This window comes from Streptomyces sp. NBC_01439 (genome assembly GCF_036227605.1).
GTDB lineage: Bacteria > Actinomycetota > Actinomycetes > Streptomycetales > Streptomycetaceae > Streptomyces.
Genome location: NZ_CP109487.1, coordinates 4,735,739 through 4,756,017 on the forward strand (window position 1 = coordinate 4,735,739; position 20,279 = coordinate 4,756,017).

Consider the following 20,279-nt stretch of genomic DNA (forward strand, 5'->3'; position numbering starts at 1 on the left):
AACACCACACCATGGCCCAGCCCCGCCCCCACGCCCTCGACATCCACCAGGCCCACGGCCGCCTGCACGACCTGATCGTCCTGGACGTCCGCACCCCCGGCGAATACGCCACCGGCCACCTCCCCGGCGCCCTCAACATCCCCCTCGACCAGCTCACCCGCGCCCTGCCCGACCTGCGCGAGGTCGCCGCCCGCAGCGACCTCCTCGTCGTCTGCGCCTCCGGCACCCGCGCCGAGAACGCCCGCGCGACCCTCGCCGACAACGGCATCACCGCCACCACCCTCACCGGAGGCACCGGAGCCTGGACCGACGGCGGACTCGCCCTCCACCACCCCGACGGCAACCGGCGCACCACCTGGACCATGGAACGCCAGGTCCGCTTCACCGCCGGCGCCGTCGTCCTGAGCGGCCTCACCCTCGGCCGCCTGCGTCCCGCCTTCCGCCTCGCCTCCGCGGGCATCGCCGGCGGCCTGGTCTACTCGGCCCTCACCAACACCTGCGGCATGGCGGCCCTCCTCGCCAAACTCCCCCACAACCGCCCCCGCCAGGGCGACCTCGAAGCCGCCCTCACCGCCCTCCGCAGCCAATGACTCCCACCGCCCGGATACCCCCTGGGGTACTATCGGGGGAGAGCACACAAGGCCAGGAGGCACCGGTGAAAGTCGACGACGACGCAGTCAACGCAGTCCTCAACCGCCTGCGCCGCGCCCAGGGGCAGCTCGCGGGCGTCATCGCCATGATCGAAGCCGGCCGCGACTGCAAGGACGTCGTCACCCAGCTCGCCGCCGTCTCCAAGGCGCTGGACCGCGCGGGCTTCAAGATCGTGGCCAGCGGCATGCGCCAGTGCATGACCAACGCCGACGAGAACCAGGCCCCCATGACCGAAGAAGAACTCGAGAAGCTCTTCCTCGCCCTCGCCTGACCGGCACCCGCCCCGGCCCGGCCCCTCCGCGGGGCCGGGCCGGGGCGAGACCGGGGGTGCGCCGCCCCCGGAAGCAACGCCGCGCACCACCGGCACGCACATTCCCCTGAGAAAGGTGTTATCGCCGCGCGCCCCACGGGTCTCCTTCAATGTCAGGCCAGGTGGGCCCTCACCTTCGAGGAGATGCGATGCGGTATCACGACGATGAGTTCACGTACGGCGCGGAGGCGGACGTGAACGCGGACGTGGACGGTGCTGGTTCCGGGTCGGGCCGGCGCGGGCGGGCGCGCGCCGCGGGCAGGGCGGCCCGTGGCCACCGCAAGAGCCGGCGCCGAACTCCCCTGATGGCGGCGGCCGCCGTGGTCCTGCTGGCCGGGGTCGGGAGCGGCTACGCCCTCATATCCGGCGGGGCCCCGGAACGCACAGCGGCGACGGGCTCCCCCTCCGCGCTCGCCGGCCGGCCGGACGCGGTGGACGCCCCGCCGACCGGCGCGGCAGATCCGACCACCGGCGCCGACCCGTCGCCGGCCGACGGTACGGCGAGCCCGAGCACCGCCGCTTCCGCGTCCGCATCCGCATCGGCACCCGCATCCGCGCCCGCCGCGCAGGCGAAGGAAGCGGAGCAGCGCTCCGGAGCGACGGCCACGGAGCGCACTGCCAAGCCCACCGCGCCCCCGACCCGCAGCACCTCGGGGAGCGGTCCGACGGGACCGGACCCCAAGGTGCCCGGCGCCCGCACCTCGACGCAGGACGTCGCCACGGCCCAGTCGCTGTCCCTGCAGCTGCTCAACAACGAACGGGCCGCCGTCGGCCGGCCCCCGCTCGCGCTCAAGCAGGACCTCAGCGACTTCGCCCGCAAGTGGGCCGAGCACATGAGGAAGAACGGATTCGCCCACTCCTCGTCGGCGGACCGCGCCTACCTGAAGACGGGCTCACGCACCTGGACCGGCGAGAACATCGTCTGGTTCAGCGATGCCTCGATGACCGCCCAAGAAGCCGCCGAGAAGTTCCAGTCGATGTGGCGCCACAGCTCCGGGCACTACAAGGCGCAGGTCAACCCGGACTTCACCGAGGTCGGCGTGGGCCTCTACCGCGACTCCTCGGGCTGGTGGGGCGTGCACAACTTCTCCGACGGCAAGTGACGCGGCTCCCGCGCACGGCGCCGGGAGCAAGGCCAGGGCCCTGATAGCCGGTCCTTCTGCTCGCCAGAAGGACTTCCTCTTGGACTTGGCGTGCGGCAGCGCGGACCCTGGTGCACGGGCATGCAGCCGCCCGCACCCGCCCGCCGTGAGCACCGACGCACAGGAGCCTACGAACCATGCGCACACGCCTTCTGCTGGGCCTGGCCCTCCTCTCCACCGGACTCCTCGCCGGCGCGTTCGGATACGGAGCGGCCAACCTCGTTCCCACCTTCAACGCGGTACCGCTCGACATACGCCTGTCGTTCCACACCGAACTGATGAAGATGAACGGCATCACCATGCAGGCGGCGATGGGCGTGTCGATCGTCAGCTCGCTGACCCTCACCGCCGTGACGCGCGGCCGTACGCGGCTGCTCGCGGGCGGGGCCGGCCTGCTGGCGCTCACGTCCCTCCTGGTCACCCGGTTCGGCAACGTCCCGATCAACGGCCGGATCAAGGAGTGGGCGCAGGGCTCGGCCCCGGTCGATCACACGGAGGTCCTGCGCCACTGGGAGATGTTCAACGACATCCGCACCGCCACCGCAGTGCTCGCGTTCGCGCTCCTGATCTCCGCCGCCCTAAGGGCCCCGGCCCGCGACTGACCGCGCTGGTACGGGGCCCGGGCGCCCCGACCGTGCCCTACGACCCGGACTGCGCCGCACGGACGATGGCCGCCGCGGCCCGGGACGCGGCCCTTACCGGATCGGCGCTCCGCGCGGCACGGCCGAGCATGAACGCGCCCTCCAGCAGGGCGGTCACCGAGCTCGATAGTCTCCCGCTAGATCGGTCTATCTAGTCGGAGGTAGCACCTTGCCCGAGATCGAACTGAGCGCAGGCGTCATCGAGTTCACCGACACGGGCGGCGACGGAGAGGTCGTGGTCCTCGTCCACGGACTCGGCTTCGACGAGTCGGTCTGGGACCAGGTGGTGCAGGAACTGCGGCCCGACTTAAGGGTGGTGGTGCCCGTACTGCCGATCGGCAGCCACCGCAGGCCGATGCGGCCGGACGCGGACCTCTCCGCACACGGGATCGCCGCGCTCCTGGCCGAGTTCCTGGAACGCCTCGACCTGCGCGACGTCACCCTGGTCCAGAACGACGCGGGCACGGCCCAGCTCCTGGTGGGCGTGCGCGACGAACGCATCGGCCGCCTGGTGCTCACCTCGTGCGAGGCCCTGGACAACTACCCGCCGGGCATCCAGGGCCGGACCCTGCACGCGGCCGCGCGCGTGCCGGGCGGCCTGTTCCTGCTGCTGCAGTCCTTCCGGGTCCCCTTCCTCGTGCGGATGGGGAGCTCGCTGGGCGGGATGGCGCGGCAGCCGATCCCGTACGCGCTGGTCCGACGCTGGTACCGGCCCCTGCTCAGCCGGCGTGCGATCCGTCGGGACCTCGCCAAGTTCTGCCGCAGCACCCGGAAGGACACCTACCTCGAGGCCGCGGAGAAGCTCGCGGACTTCGACCGGCCCGCGCTGGTCGCCTGGGGCGCCGAGGACCGCATGATGCCGCCCGCCACGGGCCGTCGGCTCGCCGAACTGCTGCCGCAGGGGCGGTACGTGGAGATCCCCGGGGCGCGCACGCTCGTCCAGCTGGACAATCCCGGGGCCCTCTGCGCGGAGTTGCGCCGTTTCATCCGGGAAACCGCTTGAGGCCCGGTCCGTAGCCGCCGTCCGCCAGCCGCCGAACTGCTGCTCGACACCGTCGCCACCGATGCAGACCGGAAAGCGCCGCCCGTGTCCGCATGAGAACCGTCGACGGCGAAACCCCCGGGTATCGGACCACGGTCCGATACCCGGGGCCGTGGAAGTGGACCGTGCTCCGACGCGCCAGCACCCTCCCCGGCGCGATCGTTCCCGGTATGACGACGACGCCGAGGACACCCCCCGTACGCGACATCCCCGCACCCGCACCCACAGTCACGCCCACCTCCGCACCCGTCCCGGCGAAGGCCCGGCTGCTGCCGGTGGACCGGTCGGGCGACTGGTCCTTCCCCGGCCGGTGGGTCGGCGGGGTCTCACTGGTGACCGGACCGCTGCTGCTGGCCACCGGAGTCCTGCTGCGGCTGCCGTTCCACTTCTTCTACCCCGAGCAGCTCGCCGCCCGCGTCGAACACCCCGGCCTGATGGCCACCGCCTACGGCGCATTCGCCGCCGGAACGGTCCTGCTGTGGCCCGCCCTCGCCACGCTCGCGGCCCGGATCGCGCCCCGCAGCCCGGGCGCCGCACTGTGGGGCGGTGTCTTCGCCGTCCTCGGGCTCTTCGCCCGAACCTTCCACGCCGGGGTGGACCACCTCGCCTTCCAGCTCGCGGACCGGCAGGGAGCGCAGGCCGCCACCCGGTTCGTCGGCGAGACGTACGGCGCCTTCCACGTCTTCAGCACCCTCAACATCGCGATCACGGGCGGCTGGCTGATCCTCGCCGTCGGAGCCTGGCGGGCGCGCGTACTCGGCCCGGTGCGCGCCCTCGCGCTCGCGGCGGCCGCCGCGCTGCCACTCGGCGTGCTCAAGGGCACCACCCCGCTGTCGGTGGTGGCCGCCGCGGGCCTGTGCCTCGCGCTCGTCCCGCTGGGCATCGCCGTCCTGCGGGACGGCGGACCGGCGCCGCGCCGTGCGAGCGTGCTGCGCTGGACCGCGGCGATCGCCGTCACCGTGGCCCGGGGTCAGCTCCGTCAGGGCGTACGAGGTCGGCCACATCGTGCCCTCGTCCAGCGGGGCCGGTCGCTGAAGCCGAGGGTGGCGTACCGGGTCTTGAACTTCTGCGTGCCCTTCATGTGCAGGTTCCTCGCTCGCGGAGCTCGATCGGATGGTGCGGGTCATGGATCAGGCGGTGGTGGCCGGTACCGCTGCTTCCCACGCGAAGCCGTCCGGGTCGGTGAAGGGCCCGCCGGCGCCGCCGATCACGAGCCGGTGGGAGCCGGACCCGTCGATCGGGACGCCGACGTCCTTGGCCAGGGCGCGGCGCCCGTACAGCGCCAGCTTGAAGGGGCTCGACGGGGTGGCGAACTCGACGTACTTGCTGCCGAAGCTCCGGGCGACGGCGAGGCCGCGGTCGACGTAGAACCGCTTGGTCTCGGACACGTCGGCGACTCCCAGCAGGAGCACGACGTCGTCGATCCGCCCGGTGGCCGGGCCGGCGTCCCGCTTCGCCGACGTCGCGAGCTTCCAGATCGTCCCGTCCGGGGCCTGTACGACCGCGCCGTAGCCCCAGAACGACTTCGAGGGGGGCTTCAGTGCGGTGGCACCCGCGTCCAGGGCGGCGCCAGCGAGGGCGTCCACGTCGGCCGGCCGGGGGACGGTGAGCGAGAGCGCGAACCCGCGGAAGCCGGTCGTCGGTGCCCCCGAGGCCCGCAGGCGGACCTGCACGCCCGGAGCGAAGGCGGTGTAGAAGCGGTCGGCGGCCTCGGTGTCGGCCACCTCGAGGGTGAAGGTTTCGGTGGAGGTCATGAACACCACGCTAGGTGTGCGGTGGGGGCGGACGCTTCTCGAATCCTGACCGGTTCGGCGGGTTCGGCGGGTTCGGCCGGCGGTCGGGCGGCGCGCGGATACGCGTCGGGCGCCACGCCGACCAGCTCGGTGAAGCGGGTGGTGAAGATGCCCGGCGTCGGGCAGCCCACCGCGCGGCGGACCTCGGCGACGCCGAGGTCGCCAGCGCGCAGCAGGGCCGTCGCGCGCTGGATGCGGCGCGCCGTCAGGTAGGCGTACGGGGACGCGCCGTACACGAGCCGGAACTGGCGGCCGAGGAGCCCGGCCGCCATGTCCACGGCGCGGGCGAGTTCCTCGACGTCCAGTGGGCGGGCGTGCTCCCGGTCGATCCGGTCCCGGACGCGGCGCAGCCGCGCCAGGTCCTTCAGGTGCGACGCCTCGATCAGTGCCTGTCTCCACGCTGGACGACACATGGCGGACCCCCTTCGTCGACGTGTGCGCTCAGCGGAGTTCTTGGATGCGGATCAGGTTGCCCGCGGGGTCGCGGAAGGCGCAGTCGCGGACGCCGTAGGGCTGCTCGGTCGGCTCCTGGACGACCTCGGCATCGCCGGCCTGGATCTTCTCGAAGGTGCTGTCGAGGTTCTTGGTGGCGAGGAGGATCCAGCCGTAGGTGCCCTTCGCCATCATCTCGGCGATGGTGCGGCGCTCCGCCTCGGTGACACCGGGGTCGACGGCCGGCGGGGCGAGGAGGATGGAGGTGCCGGGCTGGTCGGCGGGGCCGACCGTGATCCAGCGCATCTTGCCCTGGCCGACGTCGCTGCGGACCTCGAAGCCGAGGACGTCGCGGTAGAAGGCCACGGCGGCGTCCGGGTCGTCCTGCGGGAGGGTGCTCATGTGAATGCTGATGTCCATGTCCGTCACGGTAACTACGCCTGGAGCAAGGGCGCTTCTCGAATCCTGACCGATTCGGGCCCCTCCTCCGGCGCCCCCTCCGGCCCCTCCTCCGGCCCCTCTTCCACGTCCCGGTCGCGGCCCCCGCCAGCGGGGCCGGAACCGGCCGTGCCGGGGCGGCGGCGACCCGGTTCGCGGAGGGGGCCGACCGGTGTCCGTGATCACCACGGGTTGCAGCCGGGCGGGGGACCGGGCGGCGGGCCCGCGGACCGCCGTCGGCGCAGCTCAGGGCGGTGCCTTCACCCGGGCGGCCCGAAGCCCGGACGATCTTCCCGGTGTGCAGTGCCGGACGCGTCGGCATAGGTCTGTGTCCGTAGGCGTCGTAGGCGCCCTGTGCCCCCGCACGGGCACCCGCCGCTCCAGCACCCCTGGTGAGGAGTCACATGTCACGTATCAAGCGCCGATCCGCGCGACGATCAGCTCCCCGAGCCGCCCGCTACGCTGCCCGTCGGGCCGCGATCTCCGTGCTCGCTGCCACCGCCGCCCTGGTCACCGCCGTCCCGGCAGCCGCGCACGACGGTTCGGCCCGCCCCGAGGAGAAAGCGGCCCTCGGCACCGAACACGCCCAGGAGCATACGAAGGTCCGCGAGCAGATCCTCAAGCTGGGCGGGTACTCCCAGCTCGCCCGGATCGACAGCCTGAACTCACTGACCCGGTCCCAGGCCGACGTGAACGCCCGCTTCCACCCCAAGGCGTTCGGTCAGTTCGCCGAGTACTTCCAGTCCCCGGACTTCGCCGCCCACATCGCCATGCTCCCGACCGGCAAGGTGCTGCTCTTCTCCTTCGAGCGCATGGAGACCGACCCGACCGAGGAGCCCGCACCGACCAACACCCTCGGCAAGGCCAACGCCGGCCGCGCCTTCCTGTGGGACCCGCGCCGCGGCACCGGCGCGGCCGCCTTCACGAAGGTCACCCCGCCCGAGCTGGTCGTGCCGGACGGCACGGGCGAGAAGCGCCCGGCGCCCTTCTTCTGCGCCGGACACGCCTTCCTGCCCAACGGCATGGTCGGTGTCTTCGGCGGCAACCTCGGCTACGGCGGCGGCGCCGGCGCCAAGCTGTCGCTGGTCTTCGACCCGTGGACCGAGAGCTGGTCCGTGAACAAGGACATGGAGGTCGGCCGCTGGTACCCCTCCGTGGCCGCCGCCCCCGACGGCCGCCTGCTGATCATGTCCGGCCACACCGATCAGGGCTGGGGCACCTCCACCTCCGTGATCGAGCGCTTCCCCGCCAAGAGCCACCCCGTTCCCTTCGAGAAGACCCTGATCCCCAAGGACGTCCCGACGGACACCCTGCGCGTGGACGCGCCCTTCGGTACCGACAGCGACTACCCGCACCTGTTCACCCTGCGCGACGGCAAGGTCTACGGCCTGGGCCGGCACGCCACCAAGCAGTGGGCCTTCGACCCGGTCGCGGAGACCCGTACGGACCTGCCCGCACGCCCCGACGGCGTGCACCGCGGCTATGGCTCCGCCGTGCCGCTGCCCGCCGGAGTGCGCGGCCCGGACTCCGTACTGGTCCTCGGCGGCGACCGCGACGACCCCAACACCTACCGGCTCACGAGCGGCGGCGACTGGGAGAAGCAGCAGCCCCGCGCCTTCGGCCGGACGCAGGACGACACCCTGCTGCTCCCGGACGCGAGCCTGCTGACCGTCAACGGCGCCTACGGCATCCGGGACTACGGCAACGGCGACTACAACCCCAAGTCCGATCTGAAGTACCGGCAGATCGAGACCCGCAACGCGCTGGGCGAGTGGAAGCTGGGACCGGCGCAGCGGTTGCCGCGCGGCTACCACTCCAACGCCGTCGTCCTCCCGGACGGCCGGGTCATGGTCACCGGTGACGAGTTGCAGCAGCTCGCCAACGACCCGAAGATCGACGACGACATGAACGGCAGCATCGAGATCTTCGAGCCGTCCTACCTCCACCAGGGCGCCCGCCCGGCCCTCGACCGCGCCCCCGACGGGCCGCTGCGGTACGACACCGCCTTCACCGTGGGGACCTCCACGCCCGACCAGGTCAAGAAGGCCGTCCTGCTGGCCCCGACCACGGCGACGCACTCCCTCAACACCAGCCAGCGCCACCTGGAACTGGCCATTGTCAAGCGCCAGGGGAACAGCCTGCGCCTGCAGGCGCCGCCCTCGGCCAACGACGTCCCGCCCGGCTACTACATGCTCTTCCTGCTGGACGAGAACGGAGTGCCGAGCGCGGCCAAGTGGGTCTCCTTCCGCTGACCCACCGGGCCTGGCGCCCCACGACACAGCCCCGGGCCGTCCGCCCGGGGCTGTGTCGTCGCCTCCCGCGGACCTCCGGCAGTCGGCCGGCGGGCGTCAGCGGTGGCGCAGCGCGTTCTGGCAGTCGACGTACCTGAGCATGAGGCGGGCGAAGTCGAGGCGGTCGCGCTCGCTCCAGTCGGCCGTCACGTACTCGAAGGCCGCGCGCTGGTGCCGGCGGAAGCGGTCCATCATGTTCCGGCCCTCGGGGCTGAGGTGAAGGATCGTGCGGCGGCCGTCCTGCTGGGAGGCGGCGCGGACGAGGTAGCCGGCCGAGATGCTGTCGGACACCATGCGGCTGGCCACCGAGGGGTCGACGGCCAGGTACTCGGCCACGGCGCCGACGGTGATCTCGCGGCCGTCGCCCTGTTCGGCCTCCAGGACGATGTTGAGGACCAGGGTGCGGCTGAGGTCCTTCTGCGAGATCGGGTTCTCGACCTCCAGGAGCGAGGAGCGCCGCAGTTTCCCGAACGCCGGGCCCACGGCGTCCAGCACTTCCTCGTCGGTCGCCGGCTCTTGCTTGGTCATGCCCCTCATCGTACATACGTGAGCTCGCGCAAACATGTGTTGACGCGAAAACGTGTGCATGCAAGCATGCATATGCATCTACGAACAAATGGAGCTCTCGTGACCATCCTCATCACCGGTGCGCGCGGCAAGGTCGGCCGGGCCGTCATCGACCGCCTGCACTCCGCCGGTCTCCCCGTCCGGGCCGCGAGCGCCCGCCCCGCCGAACTGACCGTCCCGGCCGGCATCGAGACCGCCGAGCTCGCCCTGGACCGGCCGGAAACCTTCGCCGCCGCGCTCCGCGGCGTCCGCCAGGTCTTCCTCTATCCGGAGCCCGCCGGTATCCACGACCTGATCAAGGCCGCCGAGGCCGCCGGGGTCGAGCACGTCGTCCTGCTCTCCTCGTCCTCGGTGCTCGCCCCGGACGCCGAGGACGATCCGCTCGCGAGCCACAGCCTGAAGGTCGAGCGCGCCCTCGCAGACTCCGGTCTGACCTGCACGTTCCTGCGCCCTGATGCCTTCGCCAGCAACTCGCTGGGCTGGGCCTGGCCCGTCGGCCGGTCGATGCCGGTCCAGCTCGCCTACCCGGACGCGCAGATCGCACCCATCCACCCCGAGGACATCGCCGACATCGCCGCCCTGGCCCTGACCGGGGACTCCCTCACCGGCCGGGCACTCACCCTGACCGGCTCCGAGTCGCTCTCCTTCCGCGAGCAGCTCGCCGTCCTCTCGCAGACCCTCGGCCGTACGGTCCCGGTCGAACGCATCACCCGCGCCGAGGCGGAGGAGCAGATGGGCCGGCACATGCCCGCCCCGATGGCGTCCTCCCTGCTCGACCTGTGGGAGGCGGCCGACCACGGCCCCGCCGTCATCGGCGAGACCACCGAGACCCTGCTCGGCGTACCCGCCCGCACCTACCGGCAGTGGGCCCGCGAGAACGCGGACGCCTTCACCGGCCACTGATCCGCCCACCTTCCGAAGGAGCAGGACATGAAGCCCATCGGCTACTGGCTCAACCGCACGGACCAGGCCCTCACCGCGTCCATGGACGCGGCACTGGCCGACTTCGGCCTCACCCGGCTCGGCTGGCAGGTCCTCAATGCCGTCAAGGACGATCCGCGGGCCACCGACTCCGCCGTCCGGACCGCCCTGGCCACGGGCGCCGACACCGCGGCGCTGGACTCGGCCGTCGCCTCGGTGCTCGCCGGCGGCTGGGTGACCCGCCCGCGGCCGGAGGGCCTCGCCCTGACCGACGACGGCCGCGCCCACCTCGCCGAGGTGGCCCGCCGCGTGGCCGACTTCCGCGAACGGTCGGCGGCCGGGATCACGCGCGAGGAGTACGTCACCGCCGTCACCGTCCTGGAGCGCATGACCCGCAACCTCACCGGGTCGCCAGAGGGGTCCGCAGCTCGGCCGTGACCGGCCGCGGGGTGCTCTTCGGGCGACGCAGGACGGTGGCCGCGATGCCGAGGGCGGCCAGGATCAGCGCGGCGCCGACCGCGAAGGCCAGGTGGTAGCCGCCGGTCAGCGCCTCGGGGACGGGAGCACCCGCCGCGGTGAGGAACTCCGTGCGGGAGGCGGCCAGGGTGGAGAGGACCGCGACGCCCAACGCCATGCCGATCTGCTGGGTGGTGTTGAAGAGCCCGGAGGCCAGGCCCGCGTCGGACTCCTTCGCGCCGGACATGGCCAGCGAGGTGAGCGCGGGGAGGGCGAGGCCGAAGCCGGCGGCCAGCAGCATCACGGGGAGCAGGTCGGTGAGGTAGTCCGCCTCTTCGGCCCGACCGGGTACGCGCGTCAGCAGACCGAGTACGCCGACCAGCAGGACCAGACCGGCCAACAGGACCTTGCGCTCGCCGAAGCGGGAGTTCAGACGGGCCGAGACGGTGAGCGAGACCAGTCCGATCACGGCGGCGGCCGGCAGCATCGCGAGACCGGTCCCGGACGCCGAGTATCCGAGCACGTTCTGCAGGTAGAGCGCGACGAGGATCTGGAAGGAGAACAGCGCGGCGACCATCAGCATCTGGACCAGGTTGGCGCCGAGGACGCTGCGCGAGCGGAAGACGCGCAGCGGCACGAGCGGGTTGCGGGCCGTGGCCTGGCGGACGAGGAAGCCGGCGAGCAGGGCGAGCGCGAGGGTGCCGAACCCGAGGGTGCGGGCCGAAGTCGCCCCGTAGGTCTGGATCTTGACGACCGTGTAGATACCGAGCATCAGACCGGACGTGACGAGCAGCGCGCCGAGGGCGTCCGCGCCCGCCCGCAGGCCCAGCCCCCGGTCGCCGGGCAGGGCCGGGAGGGCGACGAGGAGCACCGCGATGCCGATGGGCAGGTTGATGAAGAAGATCCAGTTCCAGGTCAGTGCGTCGGTGAGGACACCACCGAGGACCTGGCCGATCGAGGCGCCGGCGGCGCCAGTGAAGCTGAACACCCCGATGGCTCCGGCTCGTTCGCGCGGCTCCGCGAAGAGGGTGACGAGGATGCCGAGGCTGACGGCGGAGGCCATCGCGCTACCGGCGCCCTGCAGGAACCGGGCCGCGATCAGGACCTCGGGCGAGGTGGCGAGCCCGGCCAGCAGCGAGGCGGCGGTGAACACCGCGGTACCAGCCAGGAACATCCGCTTGCGGCCGATCAGGTCGCCGAGGCGGCCGGCGAGCAGGAGCAGCGAACCGAAGGCGATGAGATAGGCGTTGACGACCCAGCTCAGCCCGACCGGGGTGAAGCCGAGGTCGCCCTGGATGGCCGGCATCGCGACCGTGACGATGCTGCCGTCGAGGATCGTCATCAGCATTCCGGTGGCCAACACGCCGAGGGCGAGCCGGCGCGAACGCGCGGGGGGAGCGGAAGGGGAGGGGGTGGTGGCGGTGGTGGGCACGGCGGTCTCTCCTGTCGTTGGAGGCAACAGGAAGGACCGTAACAGATAGTTTTGTTGCAGACTGTCTTTTACGGATCCACTACTGGGGCGACCGCTCCCCACTACCCCTTCTGGCGCGCCCGCCGGGCCGGCCGTGAACCCTCGACGGGAGTCTCCAGATGCCCCGTGACCAGGCGGTTCAACGCCCGGAGCAGCACTTCGCGCTCATCCTCGGGCAGAGCGCCGAGCGCGCCCTGGTGGACCTGGTCGACGATCTTCTGGCTCTCCTTCGCGACCTTCGCCCCCTCCTCGGTCACCGCGATGACCCGGGCCCGGCGGTCGGTGCTGGAGGGCCGGCGCTCGGCGAGACCGGCCTTCTCCAGCGCGTCGACGGTGACCACCATCGTGGTCTTGTCCATGTCGCCGATCTCGGCGAGCTGCGCCTGGGTGCGCTCCCCCTCCAGGGCGTGGACGAGCACGCAGTGCATCCGCGGGGTGAGTCCGATCTCGCCGAGCCGCGCGCTCATCTGCGTGCGCAGCACGTGACTGGTGTGGTCCAGGAGGAAGGACAGGTCCGGTTCGGTGCGCGTGGGTGCCATGGCCGTCATGTCCACCAGGGTAACGAGAATCGATCCGTCGCGGATTATCGACAACCGAACTACCGCTACCGCTCGGGCCCCACCGCTACCGCTCAGGCCAGGATCTTGGCCTTGGCCCGGTCGAATTCCTCCTGGGTGATGTCGCCCTTGTCCTTGAGGGCGGAGAGTTTGTGCAGCTCGTCCGCCGAGCCCGACCCGGCGCCGGCCGTCTGCTGCACGTACGCACGGAAGGCCGCCTGCTGGTCCTCGGCCTGCTTGCGGTCCCGTTCGTGCATGCTGCGCCCACGGGCGATCAGGTACACGAAGATGCCGATGAACGGCAGCACCAGCACCAGGATGAGCCAGCCCGCCTTCCCCCAGCCGCCAAGGGTGTGGTCACGGAAGATGTCCGTGATGACCTTGAAGAGGAGGAAGAACCACATGACCCACACGAAGAACCACAGCATCGTCCAGAAGAAGTTGAGAAGCGGGTAGTCGTCCATGCTCCACTCCGATCATGCACGTGGTCCTTCATTCATACAGGCGACCCCGGCGGTCCGCATGCGGAGGACCGGCTCCGGTCGCGCTCCGGGCTCCGGGCCGTTCTCCTGAAGGCATGGAACGCAACGCAGCCGACCAGCGCCGCCGCGTCCTGCTGGGCCACCTCCTGCGCTCGGTGCTCTCGGTCGCCCTGCTCACGGGGCTCTACTACGTCGCGCCCCTGGAGGGCGGGTTCGGCATCACCACCGTCCTGACGCTCGTCCTCGGCCTGGCGGTGTTCGGCCTGCTGACGGCCTGGCAGATCAACGCCGTCTCGCGTGCCCAGTTCCCGCGGATGCGCGCCCTGGAGGCGATGGCCACCGGCGTACCGCTGTTCCTGTTGCTGTTCTCCGCGACGTACTACCTGCTCGCGACGCAGGACCCCGCTTCGTTCTCGGAGCCGCTGTCCCGCACGGACTCCCTCTACTTCACGATCACCACCTTCGCCACCGTGGGATTCGGGGACATCGTCGCCACCGACCAGGGCAGCCGGGTGCTGGTCACCGCCCAGATGGTCGCCGACCTGATCCTCATCGGAGTGATCGCCAAAGCACTCGTCGGCGCGGTCAAAATCGGCATGCACAGGCGCAGTTCGCAGACCCCCGACCCGGACGACGAGCCCTGAGCGGCGAAGTGCGCCCCCGAGGTGGACCATCGAGGAAGCGGAAAGGAAGTGAGCCATGCCGCAGTCGCGCCCTCGATCGCAGCCGCCCCCCGGCGGAACGCAGCCGCAGGAGGCCGACGTCCTGAGGCAGACCCTCCGCAGCCCCGGATACCTCAAGCTGCTGTTCTTCTGCGCCCTCATCAGCATCCCCGTGTCCCTCGCGTCGTTCTGGTTCCTCGCCGCGCTGCACAAGATGGAACACCTGATGTGGACGGACTTCCCCGAGGCCCTGGGCTGGGACGCTCCGCCCTGGTGGTGGCCGCTGCCCCTGCTGCTCGTCGCCGGTGTCGTGGTCGGCCTGGTCGTCCCGCACATGCGCGGCAACGGCGGTCACCTCCCCGCGGGCGGCCTGCACACCGGTGGGGCCTCGGCCGGCGCCCTGCCCGGCGTCATCATCGCGGCGGTCGCAAGTCTGCCGCTCGGCGCGGTCCTGGGTCCGGAGGCCCCCCTGATCGCCCTCGGCGGCGGGTTGGCCCTGCTCTTCCGCAACCTCGCGCAGGCACCGGTGACCCCGCAGGGCACCGCGCTCGTGGGCGCCGCGGGAGCCGCGGCGGCGATCGCCACCATCTTTGGGAATCCGCTGATCGCCGCGGTGCTGCTGATCGAGGTGGCGGGCGTGGGCGGGCCGCAACTGTTCACCGTGATGCTGCCGTCCCTGCTGTCCGCCGGAGTCGGGGACCTGGTCTTCACGGGCCTCGGACGCTGGACCGGACTGCCGATCGGGAGCCTGAAGCTCGAACTGGGCGTACCCGTGCCCCACCTGGACGTGCCGGACGTGCTCTGGGCGGTGCTCATCGCCGCGGCCCTGGCCCTCGCCCTGCACCCCGTACTGACCGGCGCCCGCGTGATCGCCGCGTACGTCCTCGAACGCCCCCTCCTACGGACCGTCCAGTGCGCGCTGGCCGCCGCCGCCTGCGCCAGCCTCTACGCGCTCATCACCGGCCTCACGCCCGCCGATGTCACCGGGTCGGGCCAGGCACTGATCGGCAGGCTGGCCGCCGACCCGCACGCCTGGGGCGTGGGTGCGCTGATCGGCATCCTCCTCTTCAAGGGCGTCGGCTACGCCATCTGCCTCGGCAGCCTGCGTGGCGGACCGGTCTTCCCGGCCCTGTGTCTGGGCGCCGTGGCGGGCGTCCTGCTCGGGCCGCTGCCCGGTCTCGGCATCGTGCCCGCCATGGGGGCGGGCATGGCGGCGACCGCCGCCAGCGCGCTGCGGCTGCCGGTGAGCAGCGTGGTGATGGTGGTCCTGATGCTCGGCGGCACCGCGATGATCCCCGTCGTGATCATCGCGTCCGTGGTCGCCTTCGTGGTCACCGAGCTGCTGCCCGTGGGGCCCCCGATCCCCGAGCTGCCCGCCGTACCCGCGAAGCGTGCCGCACCCGCCGAGCCCGCAGCGACGTAAGCAACCGGTCGCAGACGGGGAGGACCCCGCCCGGCGTCCCGGGCGGGGTCCTCCCCGTTCGCGACCGGCCGACCGGTCGTCAGCAGCGCAGGCCGGTGGCGGCGGCCGCGGCGGCCTGGTCCAACTGCTCGATCTGCGGCTGCAACTGGGTGCGCGCGTCCTTGCCGGTCGTGTCGCCGGGCAGGTCCTGGTAGCTCTTCTTGAGGTTCTCGGCAGCCGACTGGACGGCGGCGCGCTCGGCGTCCTTCAGCTGGTTCGCGTTCTCCTTGACGTTGGCCCAGTCCTTCTGGACGGCCTCGTAGGCGTCCTTGACCTGGTCCTTGGTCGCGTTGGCGGGGTCGAGGGCCTTCAGCTTGGCGTTGTCGGCCTTGAGGGCATTCAGGTCGGTGCAGAGGTCCGCCGCGGCCTGGGAGGCCTCCTCCGCGGGCGAGCTGCTGTCGTCGGAGCACGCGGAGAGACCGAGAATCGCGCCGACGCAGAGCACACCGATCACCGGGAAACGCTTCATGGGGGCCTTCCTCAATCTGACGAACCGGGTGTACCGGACTTTCCGGTACACCCGGCAAAAATATGCAGATGAAGGATGACTCCGCATCCGCACCGCCGCGCCTCAGGGCCGGATGTTCTGGTTCAGGTGGAACAGGTTCTCCGGGTCGTAGGCGCGCTTGACCGCGACCAGCCGGTCGTAGTTGCCCTTGTAGTTGGTCCGGATCCGGTCCTGGTCGTCGTCGGCCATGAAGTTGATGTAGCCGCCCTCCTCCGAGTGCGGGGCGGTCGCCTCGTAGTAGTCGCGCACCCAGGCGGTGGCGGACTCGTTGATGGCGGGGTCGGGCCACATGCCGGCGATCACCGTGGCGAACGAGGCGTCCCGGTAGGCGAAGGCGGTCGCGTCGGGCGCGACGCGGTGGCAGGCGCCGTTGATCGGGTAGATGTGGACCGTCGAGTTCACGGCGGGCAGGCCCGGCGCGTGCCGCAGGTGCGCGTCGATCACGTCGTCGGTGAGCTCGGTGACGAAGTTGGCCTTCCAGTAGTGCTGGAGGCCGGGCGGTACGAGCGCGTCGAAGGCGCTGTTGAGCGCCGGGTAGGGCATCGGGCCCACGTGCTCGGCGACCACCGGCGCGAAGTCCCGGAAGGCTCCGACGGCGCGCTCCCCCGCGTCGAGCGGCCCGGACCAGCACGCCACGATCAGCGCGAACGTGTCACCGTGCCGGTCCTCCGGGATGAACGGGAGCGGCGGGGCTATCTGGAAGGCCGGGAAGCCGCCGAGCTCCTCCGGCGCGTCGGCGATGAGGTCGGCGAAGGAGCGCAGCACGGTGGGAGCGTCCTCCAGCTCGAAGAGCATCGGTCCGCCGTAGATGTCCTTGACGGGGCTCAGCCGGAACTCGAACGAGGTCACCGCGCCGAAGTTGCCACCACCGCCGCGCAGCGCCCAGAAGAGGTCGGCGTTCTCCTCCTCGCTCGCCACCACGAGCCGGCCGTCCGCGGTCACCACATCGGCCGAGAGCAGGTTGTCGCAGCTCAGACCCAGTCCGCGGGCCAGGTAGCCGATGCCGCCGCCGAGGGTGAGGCCGCCGACGCCAGTGGTGGAGATGATCCCGCCGGTCGTGGCCAGCCCGAAGGCGTACGTGGCCGCGTTGAAGTCGCCCCAGGTCGCCCCGCCCTCCGCGCGGGCCGTGCGCCCGGCGGCGTCGACGCGGACGCCCCGCATCCCGGACAGATCGGCCACCACGCCGCCGTCGCAGGTACCGAAGCCGGGCACGCTGTGCCCGCCGCCGCGCACCGCGAGGTCGAGCCCGTTCTCGCGGGCGAAGTCGACCGTGGCCATGACGTCGCCCGCGTTGGCGCAGTGCACGACGGCCGCCGGCCTCCGGTCGATCATGGCGTTGTGGACCTTGCGCGCCTCGTCGTAGGACTCGTCGTCCGGGGTGACCACCGCCCCGCGTACCCGTTCTCGCAACTGGTCGATCGAGAGCTTGCCCATGGCCATCGCTCCTCGTGCATCGCGTCGTTCCACGCTGCGTCGTACTACGGCTGCAGGTGGCTGAAGCCCACCTCGAAGCGTTCGACCGAAACGATCCGCTGGCCCTCCCGCTGCGCGGTCTGCTCGCGGATCCGGGCGGCCTGCTCCTCGCTGTCCAACATGGTCCGTTCGTCGTCCCACAAGGTCAGCGACTTGGCCACGCCCGTGGCCCGGTCGACGAGGTAGTAGGCGCCCCGGAATCCGGGAACGTCCTGGACCTGCCTGACAATCGCCTCCGAATTCGCGGTCACGTCTCCCTCCGCGGGGACCGGTGATCCCTGGTAGGTGCTCAGCCTCGCGAACATCTGCGGCAGTCCTTCCTCGCAGGGCCGCCGGTCGGGGAACAGGCGGCTCCACGACCAGGGTGCTCCGGCGCGCCGGAGCCCGCATGCCGGAGCGGCGCGACAATGGTGGGGACGGACGCGCGTGCCGTTGCGCTGCCGTCGCCGTAGCCGTTGCTGTCGCCATGGCCGTAGGCGTAGCCGTAGCCGGAGCCGTTGCGAGGGCCGAGAGGCGGGACGTCGAGGTGCCGTACATAGCTGTGACCGCCCTGAGTCACGTGGGGCTGGTGCGCGAGCACAACGAGGACAGCCTCGTCATCGGACCGTGGACCCTGTGCGGGACCGTGACCCAGAATCCGCAGACCCTGGTCTTCCCCTTCGGCAGGCCGCTCGTCGTCGCGGTCGCCGACGGCCTCGGCGGCCAGCCGGCCGGCGAGATCGCCAGCGAGCTGGTGGTGCGCCAGCTCTCCTCGCTCGGGCCCACGCTGGACGGCCCGGAAGCCGTCGGTGACGCGCTGAGCATCTGCAACCGCGCCATGTACTCGGCGACCGAGGGCCGGCCGGAGCTGGCCACCATGGGGACCACGGTCGCGGGCGCCCTCGTCCTGGCGGATTCGCTGCTCATGTTCAACGTCGGCGACAGCAAGGTCTTCCACGCGGCGCAGGACGGGCTGCGCCAGATCAGCGTGGACGACAGCCCGCCGCCGACCCCCGGGTACCGCACCACCTCCGCGGTCACCCAGGTCCTCGGCGGCACCCGCGGGTACAACGAGATCACCCCCCACATCGAGGCCTTCTCGGTGGCCGAGGGCGACCGCTACTTGGTGTGCAGCGACGGGCTGACCGACCCGGTGCCGACCGAGGAGATCGAGGGGCTGCTGCGGGTGCACGACGACGGCCGGGCCGCGTTCGAGCTGTGGCGGGCCGCCATCGACGCCGGCGGCCCCGACAACATCACGCTCGCGCTGCTGCGCATCGGCGCATAGCCGAGCAGGCGCGCAGCCGCGCAGGCGCTGTCAGTGCGTCTGAGGCCGCCGCACCGGTGCGCATCACGGGGTCGCCACGCTCTTGGTGTAGGCCTCGCCCAGGTCCCGTACGTCCACGGAGGCGTGGACCTCCAGGCCGGTGGCCTTCGCCGTGTGGCGTTCCACCAGCTCCAGCACCGCTCGGGTCAGGCGCGACTTGGTCTGCGCCGTGCGGCCCCGGGCGATGGCCATCTCGACGTGCACGACCACCGCCCGGCCGTCGGTGCCCTCCCCGACGACGGACTCCTCCAGCCGGTGGAAGCGCGTCTTGCAGTTGCCGATCGCCGTGTCGAGGATTTCGGCCACCAGCGCGTGCAGTTCGAGCGCGAACGCCCGGCGGTCGAAGGCACCGGTCAACGAGTCCGAATAATCGACGCCTGCGTGGGGCACGGGGCGCTCCCTGCTCTACGGATGCGGGGCGCCGGGCCCCGGTCCCGCGCCGGTCGGCGGGTACGTGAGTGAAGGTAACCGAGCCGGCCCCACCAGGGGCGAGTACCGGACATCGCCCTCGGGGCGGCACCACGGCAACGGGCGGGAAGGGGCCACGAAAAACGTTCCGCCATTTATATGATTTTCCGTTTCACATTTCCGCCACTCGGGTGCAGAATTACGAGTGGGGCACGCCGAAATTTCCCTGGCCGCCGACACCCGCTGTGCTAACGTGACGTCCGTTGCAGTTGTGGTTCCCAAAAACTTACAAGTGCTCTCACCAGATTTTCGGTGGGCGCACTTTTCATTTCCGGTGCATGCAGTGAAATCTACTCGTTCCGGTCGGGCCAATCATCACGGCGACACCGGGCCCGCACAGTGCGGGTCCGGGCACTGCCCCAAAGGAGAATTCATATGGCATCTGGCACCGTGAAGTGGTTCAACGCGGAAAAGGGCTTCGGCTTCATCGAGCAGGAGGGCGGCGGCGCCGACGTCTTCGCCCACTACTCGAACATCGCCTCTTCCGGCTTCCGTGAGCTTCAGGAAGGCCAGAAGGTTACCTTCGACGTCACGCAGGGCCAGAAGGGCCCGCAGGCCGAGAACATCGTTCCCGCCTGACGCCCGACGCCTGACGTTCGAGGTCCACGCCGGCGCCCGCGTCGGCGCGCTGACGCGGCCGAGGCCCGCACCCTGGGGTGCGGGCCTCGGCCGTCCGTTCCTCCCCGAGCGCCCCGAACAGGCCACTCCTCGGAAGCCCGGCCGGTGGGCGAGCGCGCTTGCTAGAGTCCGTGCCCATGTCGATCCCTGACGACCTGCTCCTCGATCTCGCCGCCATGGTCGAGTCGGAGCAGACCAATCAGATGTCCCTGACCGTCGTGGTCCACGGCGCCGTCATCACCGGCCGTCTCGCCCCCGAGAGCGTCTGGCGCCAGCGGGTGGCCGAGGTCCTGCGGGACTCCGACCAGCTGGGCCCGTTCGCCGAGGTCTTCAGCTCTCCCGGACGCGGCGACAGACAGCGGGCCGAAGCACCCTCACACCTTCATTTCCACGTGGCGCGCATCCTCCAGGGCACCTTGGGCATCCCCGAGACCGGCGGAATGTACCGGATCGCGGTCAAGGACGTCAGCGCCTGGACCGTCGGGGACTTCAGCTACTCCGACAAATAGCCCACCCTCCGCCCGGGCACCACGGAGGACGGCCGTCCGCAATTCACCCGCGGGGGCCGTCCTCGATGACCCGAGCCGG

General features: G+C 71.4%; 25 protein-coding genes. 13 read left to right on the forward strand and 12 right to left on the reverse strand.

Going from position 1 to position 20,279, the window contains the following annotated elements:
* The first annotated feature begins 11 nt into the window (after positions 1 to 11).
* The 5 genes from OG207_RS21125 to OG207_RS21145 all read left to right on the forward strand — a co-directional run bounded on the left by OG207_RS21125 (position 12) and on the right by OG207_RS21145 (position 3,747).
* The gene (locus tag OG207_RS21125; RefSeq protein ID WP_329100044.1) at positions 12 to 590 is read left to right on the forward strand and encodes a rhodanese-like domain-containing protein; all 579 of its coding nucleotides are present in this window, start codon (positions 12 to 14) and stop codon (positions 588 to 590) included.
* 65 nt (positions 591 to 655) lie between these two features.
* On the forward strand, positions 656 to 922 hold the full coding sequence (locus OG207_RS21130) for a metal-sensitive transcriptional regulator (protein ID WP_030010943.1): 267 nt from the start codon (positions 656 to 658) through the stop codon (positions 920 to 922).
* 188 nt (positions 923 to 1,110) lie between these two features.
* Entirely contained in the window at positions 1,111 to 2,064 is a 954-nt protein-coding gene (locus tag OG207_RS21135) for a CAP domain-containing protein (protein WP_329100045.1), read from the forward strand.
* A 176-nt stretch (positions 2,065 to 2,240) separates the two neighbouring features.
* Positions 2,241 to 2,705: a DUF1772 domain-containing protein gene (locus tag OG207_RS21140; RefSeq protein ID WP_329100046.1), complete on the forward strand. Its 465-nt coding sequence runs from the start codon at positions 2,241 to 2,243 to the stop codon at positions 2,703 to 2,705.
* Between the two features lie 208 nt (positions 2,706 to 2,913).
* The gene (locus OG207_RS21145; RefSeq protein ID WP_329100048.1) at positions 2,914 to 3,747 is read left to right on the forward strand and encodes an alpha/beta fold hydrolase; all 834 of its coding nucleotides are present in this window, start codon (positions 2,914 to 2,916) and stop codon (positions 3,745 to 3,747) included.
* A gap of 365 nt (positions 3,748 to 4,112) precedes the next feature.
* Here the strand turns inward: OG207_RS21145 and OG207_RS21150 are convergent, their stop codons facing one another.
* The 4 genes from OG207_RS21150 to OG207_RS21165 all read right to left on the reverse strand — a co-directional run bounded on the left by OG207_RS21150 (position 4,113) and on the right by OG207_RS21165 (position 6,431).
* Positions 4,113 to 4,790 (reverse strand): hypothetical protein, encoded by a 678-nt coding sequence (locus OG207_RS21150; protein WP_329100049.1) that lies wholly within the window; start codon positions 4,788 to 4,790, stop codon positions 4,113 to 4,115.
* A gap of 126 nt (positions 4,791 to 4,916) precedes the next feature.
* Positions 4,917 to 5,540, reverse strand: a complete 624-nt coding sequence (locus OG207_RS21155; protein WP_329100050.1) for a glyoxalase — start codon at positions 5,538 to 5,540, stop codon at positions 4,917 to 4,919.
* Entirely contained in the window at positions 5,537 to 5,992 is a 456-nt protein-coding gene (locus OG207_RS21160; RefSeq protein ID WP_329100051.1) for a helix-turn-helix transcriptional regulator, read from the reverse strand. The genes OG207_RS21155 and OG207_RS21160 overlap by 4 nt, the downstream gene beginning before the upstream one ends.
* 28 nt (positions 5,993 to 6,020) lie before the next feature.
* Positions 6,021 to 6,431, reverse strand: coding sequence for a VOC family protein (locus OG207_RS21165; RefSeq protein WP_030011646.1), 411 nt, complete (start codon positions 6,429 to 6,431; stop codon positions 6,021 to 6,023).
* 422 nt (positions 6,432 to 6,853) lie between these two features.
* Here OG207_RS21165 and OG207_RS21170 point away from each other — a divergent pair, with 422 nt between their 5' ends.
* The gene (locus OG207_RS21170; RefSeq protein ID WP_329100052.1) at positions 6,854 to 8,701 is read left to right on the forward strand and encodes a galactose oxidase early set domain-containing protein; all 1,848 of its coding nucleotides are present in this window, start codon (positions 6,854 to 6,856) and stop codon (positions 8,699 to 8,701) included.
* A gap of 96 nt (positions 8,702 to 8,797) precedes the next feature.
* Here OG207_RS21170 and OG207_RS21175 read toward each other — a convergent pair whose 3' ends face one another.
* The gene (locus OG207_RS21175) at positions 8,798 to 9,268 is read right to left on the reverse strand and encodes a MarR family winged helix-turn-helix transcriptional regulator (protein WP_329100053.1); all 471 of its coding nucleotides are present in this window, start codon (positions 9,266 to 9,268) and stop codon (positions 8,798 to 8,800) included.
* Positions 9,269 to 9,367: 99 nt separating this feature from the next.
* Between OG207_RS21175 and OG207_RS21180 the strand changes: the two genes are divergently transcribed.
* Both OG207_RS21180 and OG207_RS21185 read left to right on the forward strand, forming a co-directional pair.
* A complete protein-coding gene (locus OG207_RS21180) occupies positions 9,368 to 10,210 on the forward strand; it encodes an NAD(P)H-binding protein (RefSeq protein WP_329100054.1) in 843 nt (280 codons plus the stop codon).
* A gap of 27 nt (positions 10,211 to 10,237) precedes the next feature.
* The gene (locus OG207_RS21185) at positions 10,238 to 10,666 is read left to right on the forward strand and encodes a MarR family winged helix-turn-helix transcriptional regulator (RefSeq protein WP_329100055.1); all 429 of its coding nucleotides are present in this window, start codon (positions 10,238 to 10,240) and stop codon (positions 10,664 to 10,666) included.
* Here the strand turns inward: OG207_RS21185 and OG207_RS21190 are convergent.
* From OG207_RS21190 to OG207_RS21200, 3 genes are all read right to left on the reverse strand, one after another.
* Positions 10,629 to 12,116 carry an MFS transporter gene (locus tag OG207_RS21190; RefSeq protein ID WP_329100056.1) on the reverse strand — a complete coding sequence of 496 codons (1,488 nt, stop codon included), beginning with the start codon at positions 12,114 to 12,116 and terminating at the stop codon, positions 10,629 to 10,631. The genes OG207_RS21185 and OG207_RS21190 overlap by 38 nt on opposite strands.
* Before the next feature lie 101 nt (positions 12,117 to 12,217).
* Positions 12,218 to 12,703 carry a MarR family winged helix-turn-helix transcriptional regulator gene (locus OG207_RS21195; RefSeq protein ID WP_329100057.1) on the reverse strand — a complete coding sequence of 162 codons (486 nt, stop codon included), beginning with the start codon at positions 12,701 to 12,703 and terminating at the stop codon, positions 12,218 to 12,220.
* An 83-nt stretch (positions 12,704 to 12,786) separates the two neighbouring features.
* Positions 12,787 to 13,176 carry an SHOCT domain-containing protein gene (locus OG207_RS21200; protein WP_329100058.1) on the reverse strand — a complete coding sequence of 130 codons (390 nt, stop codon included), beginning with the start codon at positions 13,174 to 13,176 and terminating at the stop codon, positions 12,787 to 12,789.
* Positions 13,177 to 13,289: 113 nt separating this feature from the next.
* On the opposite strand from OG207_RS21200, the gene OG207_RS21205 reads away from it, so the two are divergent.
* A complete protein-coding gene (locus tag OG207_RS21205) occupies positions 13,290 to 13,838 on the forward strand; it encodes a potassium channel family protein (RefSeq protein WP_329100059.1) in 549 nt (182 codons plus the stop codon).
* Between the two features lie 55 nt (positions 13,839 to 13,893).
* Entirely contained in the window at positions 13,894 to 15,279 is a 1,386-nt protein-coding gene (locus OG207_RS21210) for a chloride channel protein (protein ID WP_329100060.1), read from the forward strand.
* A 79-nt stretch (positions 15,280 to 15,358) separates the two neighbouring features.
* Here OG207_RS21210 and OG207_RS21215 read toward each other — a convergent pair whose 3' ends face one another.
* From OG207_RS21215 to OG207_RS21225, 3 genes are all read right to left on the reverse strand, one after another.
* Positions 15,359 to 15,787, reverse strand: a complete 429-nt coding sequence (locus OG207_RS21215; RefSeq protein ID WP_329100061.1) for a hypothetical protein — start codon at positions 15,785 to 15,787, stop codon at positions 15,359 to 15,361.
* Between the two features lie 102 nt (positions 15,788 to 15,889).
* Positions 15,890 to 17,260, reverse strand: a complete 1,371-nt coding sequence (locus OG207_RS21220; RefSeq protein ID WP_329100062.1) for an FAD-binding oxidoreductase — start codon at positions 17,258 to 17,260, stop codon at positions 15,890 to 15,892.
* 44 nt (positions 17,261 to 17,304) lie between these two features.
* Positions 17,305 to 17,550, reverse strand: a complete 246-nt coding sequence (locus tag OG207_RS21225) for a hypothetical protein (protein ID WP_329100063.1) — start codon at positions 17,548 to 17,550, stop codon at positions 17,305 to 17,307.
* Between the two features lie 275 nt (positions 17,551 to 17,825).
* Here OG207_RS21225 and OG207_RS21230 point away from each other — a divergent pair, with 275 nt between their 5' ends.
* Entirely contained in the window at positions 17,826 to 18,566 is a 741-nt protein-coding gene (locus OG207_RS21230; protein ID WP_329100064.1) for a PP2C family protein-serine/threonine phosphatase, read from the forward strand.
* A 63-nt stretch (positions 18,567 to 18,629) separates the two neighbouring features.
* On the opposite strand, the gene OG207_RS21235 is transcribed toward OG207_RS21230, so the two are convergent.
* Positions 18,630 to 18,995, reverse strand: a complete 366-nt coding sequence (locus OG207_RS21235) for a 5-carboxymethyl-2-hydroxymuconate Delta-isomerase (RefSeq protein WP_329100065.1) — start codon at positions 18,993 to 18,995, stop codon at positions 18,630 to 18,632.
* A 453-nt stretch (positions 18,996 to 19,448) separates the two neighbouring features.
* Here OG207_RS21235 and OG207_RS21240 point away from each other — a divergent pair, with 453 nt between their 5' ends.
* Together OG207_RS21240 and OG207_RS21245 are read left to right on the forward strand one after the other, a co-directional pair.
* On the forward strand, positions 19,449 to 19,652 hold the full coding sequence (locus tag OG207_RS21240; RefSeq protein WP_030011983.1) for a cold-shock protein: 204 nt from the start codon (positions 19,449 to 19,451) through the stop codon (positions 19,650 to 19,652).
* A 176-nt stretch (positions 19,653 to 19,828) separates the two neighbouring features.
* Entirely contained in the window at positions 19,829 to 20,200 is a 372-nt protein-coding gene (locus OG207_RS21245) for a hypothetical protein (protein WP_329100066.1), read from the forward strand.
* Positions 20,201 to 20,279: the final 79 nt, after the last annotated feature.

Bases quoted from the DNA above. Each gene is read 5' to 3' on its own strand.
- OG207_RS21185 (WP_329100055.1), top strand. From the start codon at position 10,238: ATGAAGCCCATCGGCTACTGGCTCAACCGCACGGACCAGGCCCTCACC.
- OG207_RS21220 (WP_329100062.1), bottom strand. From the start codon at position 17,260: ATGGGCAAGCTCTCGATCGACCAGTTGCGAGAACGGGTACGCGGGGCG.
- OG207_RS21125 (WP_329100044.1), top strand. From the start codon at position 12: ATGGCCCAGCCCCGCCCCCACGCCCTCGACATCCACCAGGCCCACGGC.
- OG207_RS21135 (WP_329100045.1), top strand. From the start codon at position 1,111: ATGCGGTATCACGACGATGAGTTCACGTACGGCGCGGAGGCGGACGTG.
- OG207_RS21140 (WP_329100046.1), top strand. From the start codon at position 2,241: ATGCGCACACGCCTTCTGCTGGGCCTGGCCCTCCTCTCCACCGGACTC.
- OG207_RS21200 (WP_329100058.1), bottom strand. From the start codon at position 13,176: ATGGACGACTACCCGCTTCTCAACTTCTTCTGGACGATGCTGTGGTTC.
- OG207_RS21170 (WP_329100052.1), top strand. From the start codon at position 6,854: ATGTCACGTATCAAGCGCCGATCCGCGCGACGATCAGCTCCCCGAGCC.
- OG207_RS21245 (WP_329100066.1), top strand. From the start codon at position 19,829: ATGTCGATCCCTGACGACCTGCTCCTCGATCTCGCCGCCATGGTCGAG.
- OG207_RS21205 (WP_329100059.1), top strand. From the start codon at position 13,290: ATGGAACGCAACGCAGCCGACCAGCGCCGCCGCGTCCTGCTGGGCCAC.
- OG207_RS21195 (WP_329100057.1), bottom strand. From the start codon at position 12,703: ATGACGGCCATGGCACCCACGCGCACCGAACCGGACCTGTCCTTCCTC.
- OG207_RS21155 (WP_329100050.1), bottom strand. From the start codon at position 5,540: ATGACCTCCACCGAAACCTTCACCCTCGAGGTGGCCGACACCGAGGCC.
- OG207_RS21210 (WP_329100060.1), top strand. From the start codon at position 13,894: ATGCCGCAGTCGCGCCCTCGATCGCAGCCGCCCCCCGGCGGAACGCAG.
- OG207_RS21165 (WP_030011646.1), bottom strand. From the start codon at position 6,431: ATGGACATCAGCATTCACATGAGCACCCTCCCGCAGGACGACCCGGAC.
- OG207_RS21150 (WP_329100049.1), bottom strand. From the start codon at position 4,790: ATGTGGCCGACCTCGTACGCCCTGACGGAGCTGACCCCGGGCCACGGT.
- OG207_RS21160 (WP_329100051.1), bottom strand. From the start codon at position 5,992: ATGTGTCGTCCAGCGTGGAGACAGGCACTGATCGAGGCGTCGCACCTG.
- OG207_RS21215 (WP_329100061.1), bottom strand. From the start codon at position 15,787: ATGAAGCGTTTCCCGGTGATCGGTGTGCTCTGCGTCGGCGCGATTCTC.
- OG207_RS21240 (WP_030011983.1), top strand. From the start codon at position 19,449: ATGGCATCTGGCACCGTGAAGTGGTTCAACGCGGAAAAGGGCTTCGGC.
- OG207_RS21175 (WP_329100053.1), bottom strand. From the start codon at position 9,268: ATGACCAAGCAAGAGCCGGCGACCGACGAGGAAGTGCTGGACGCCGTG.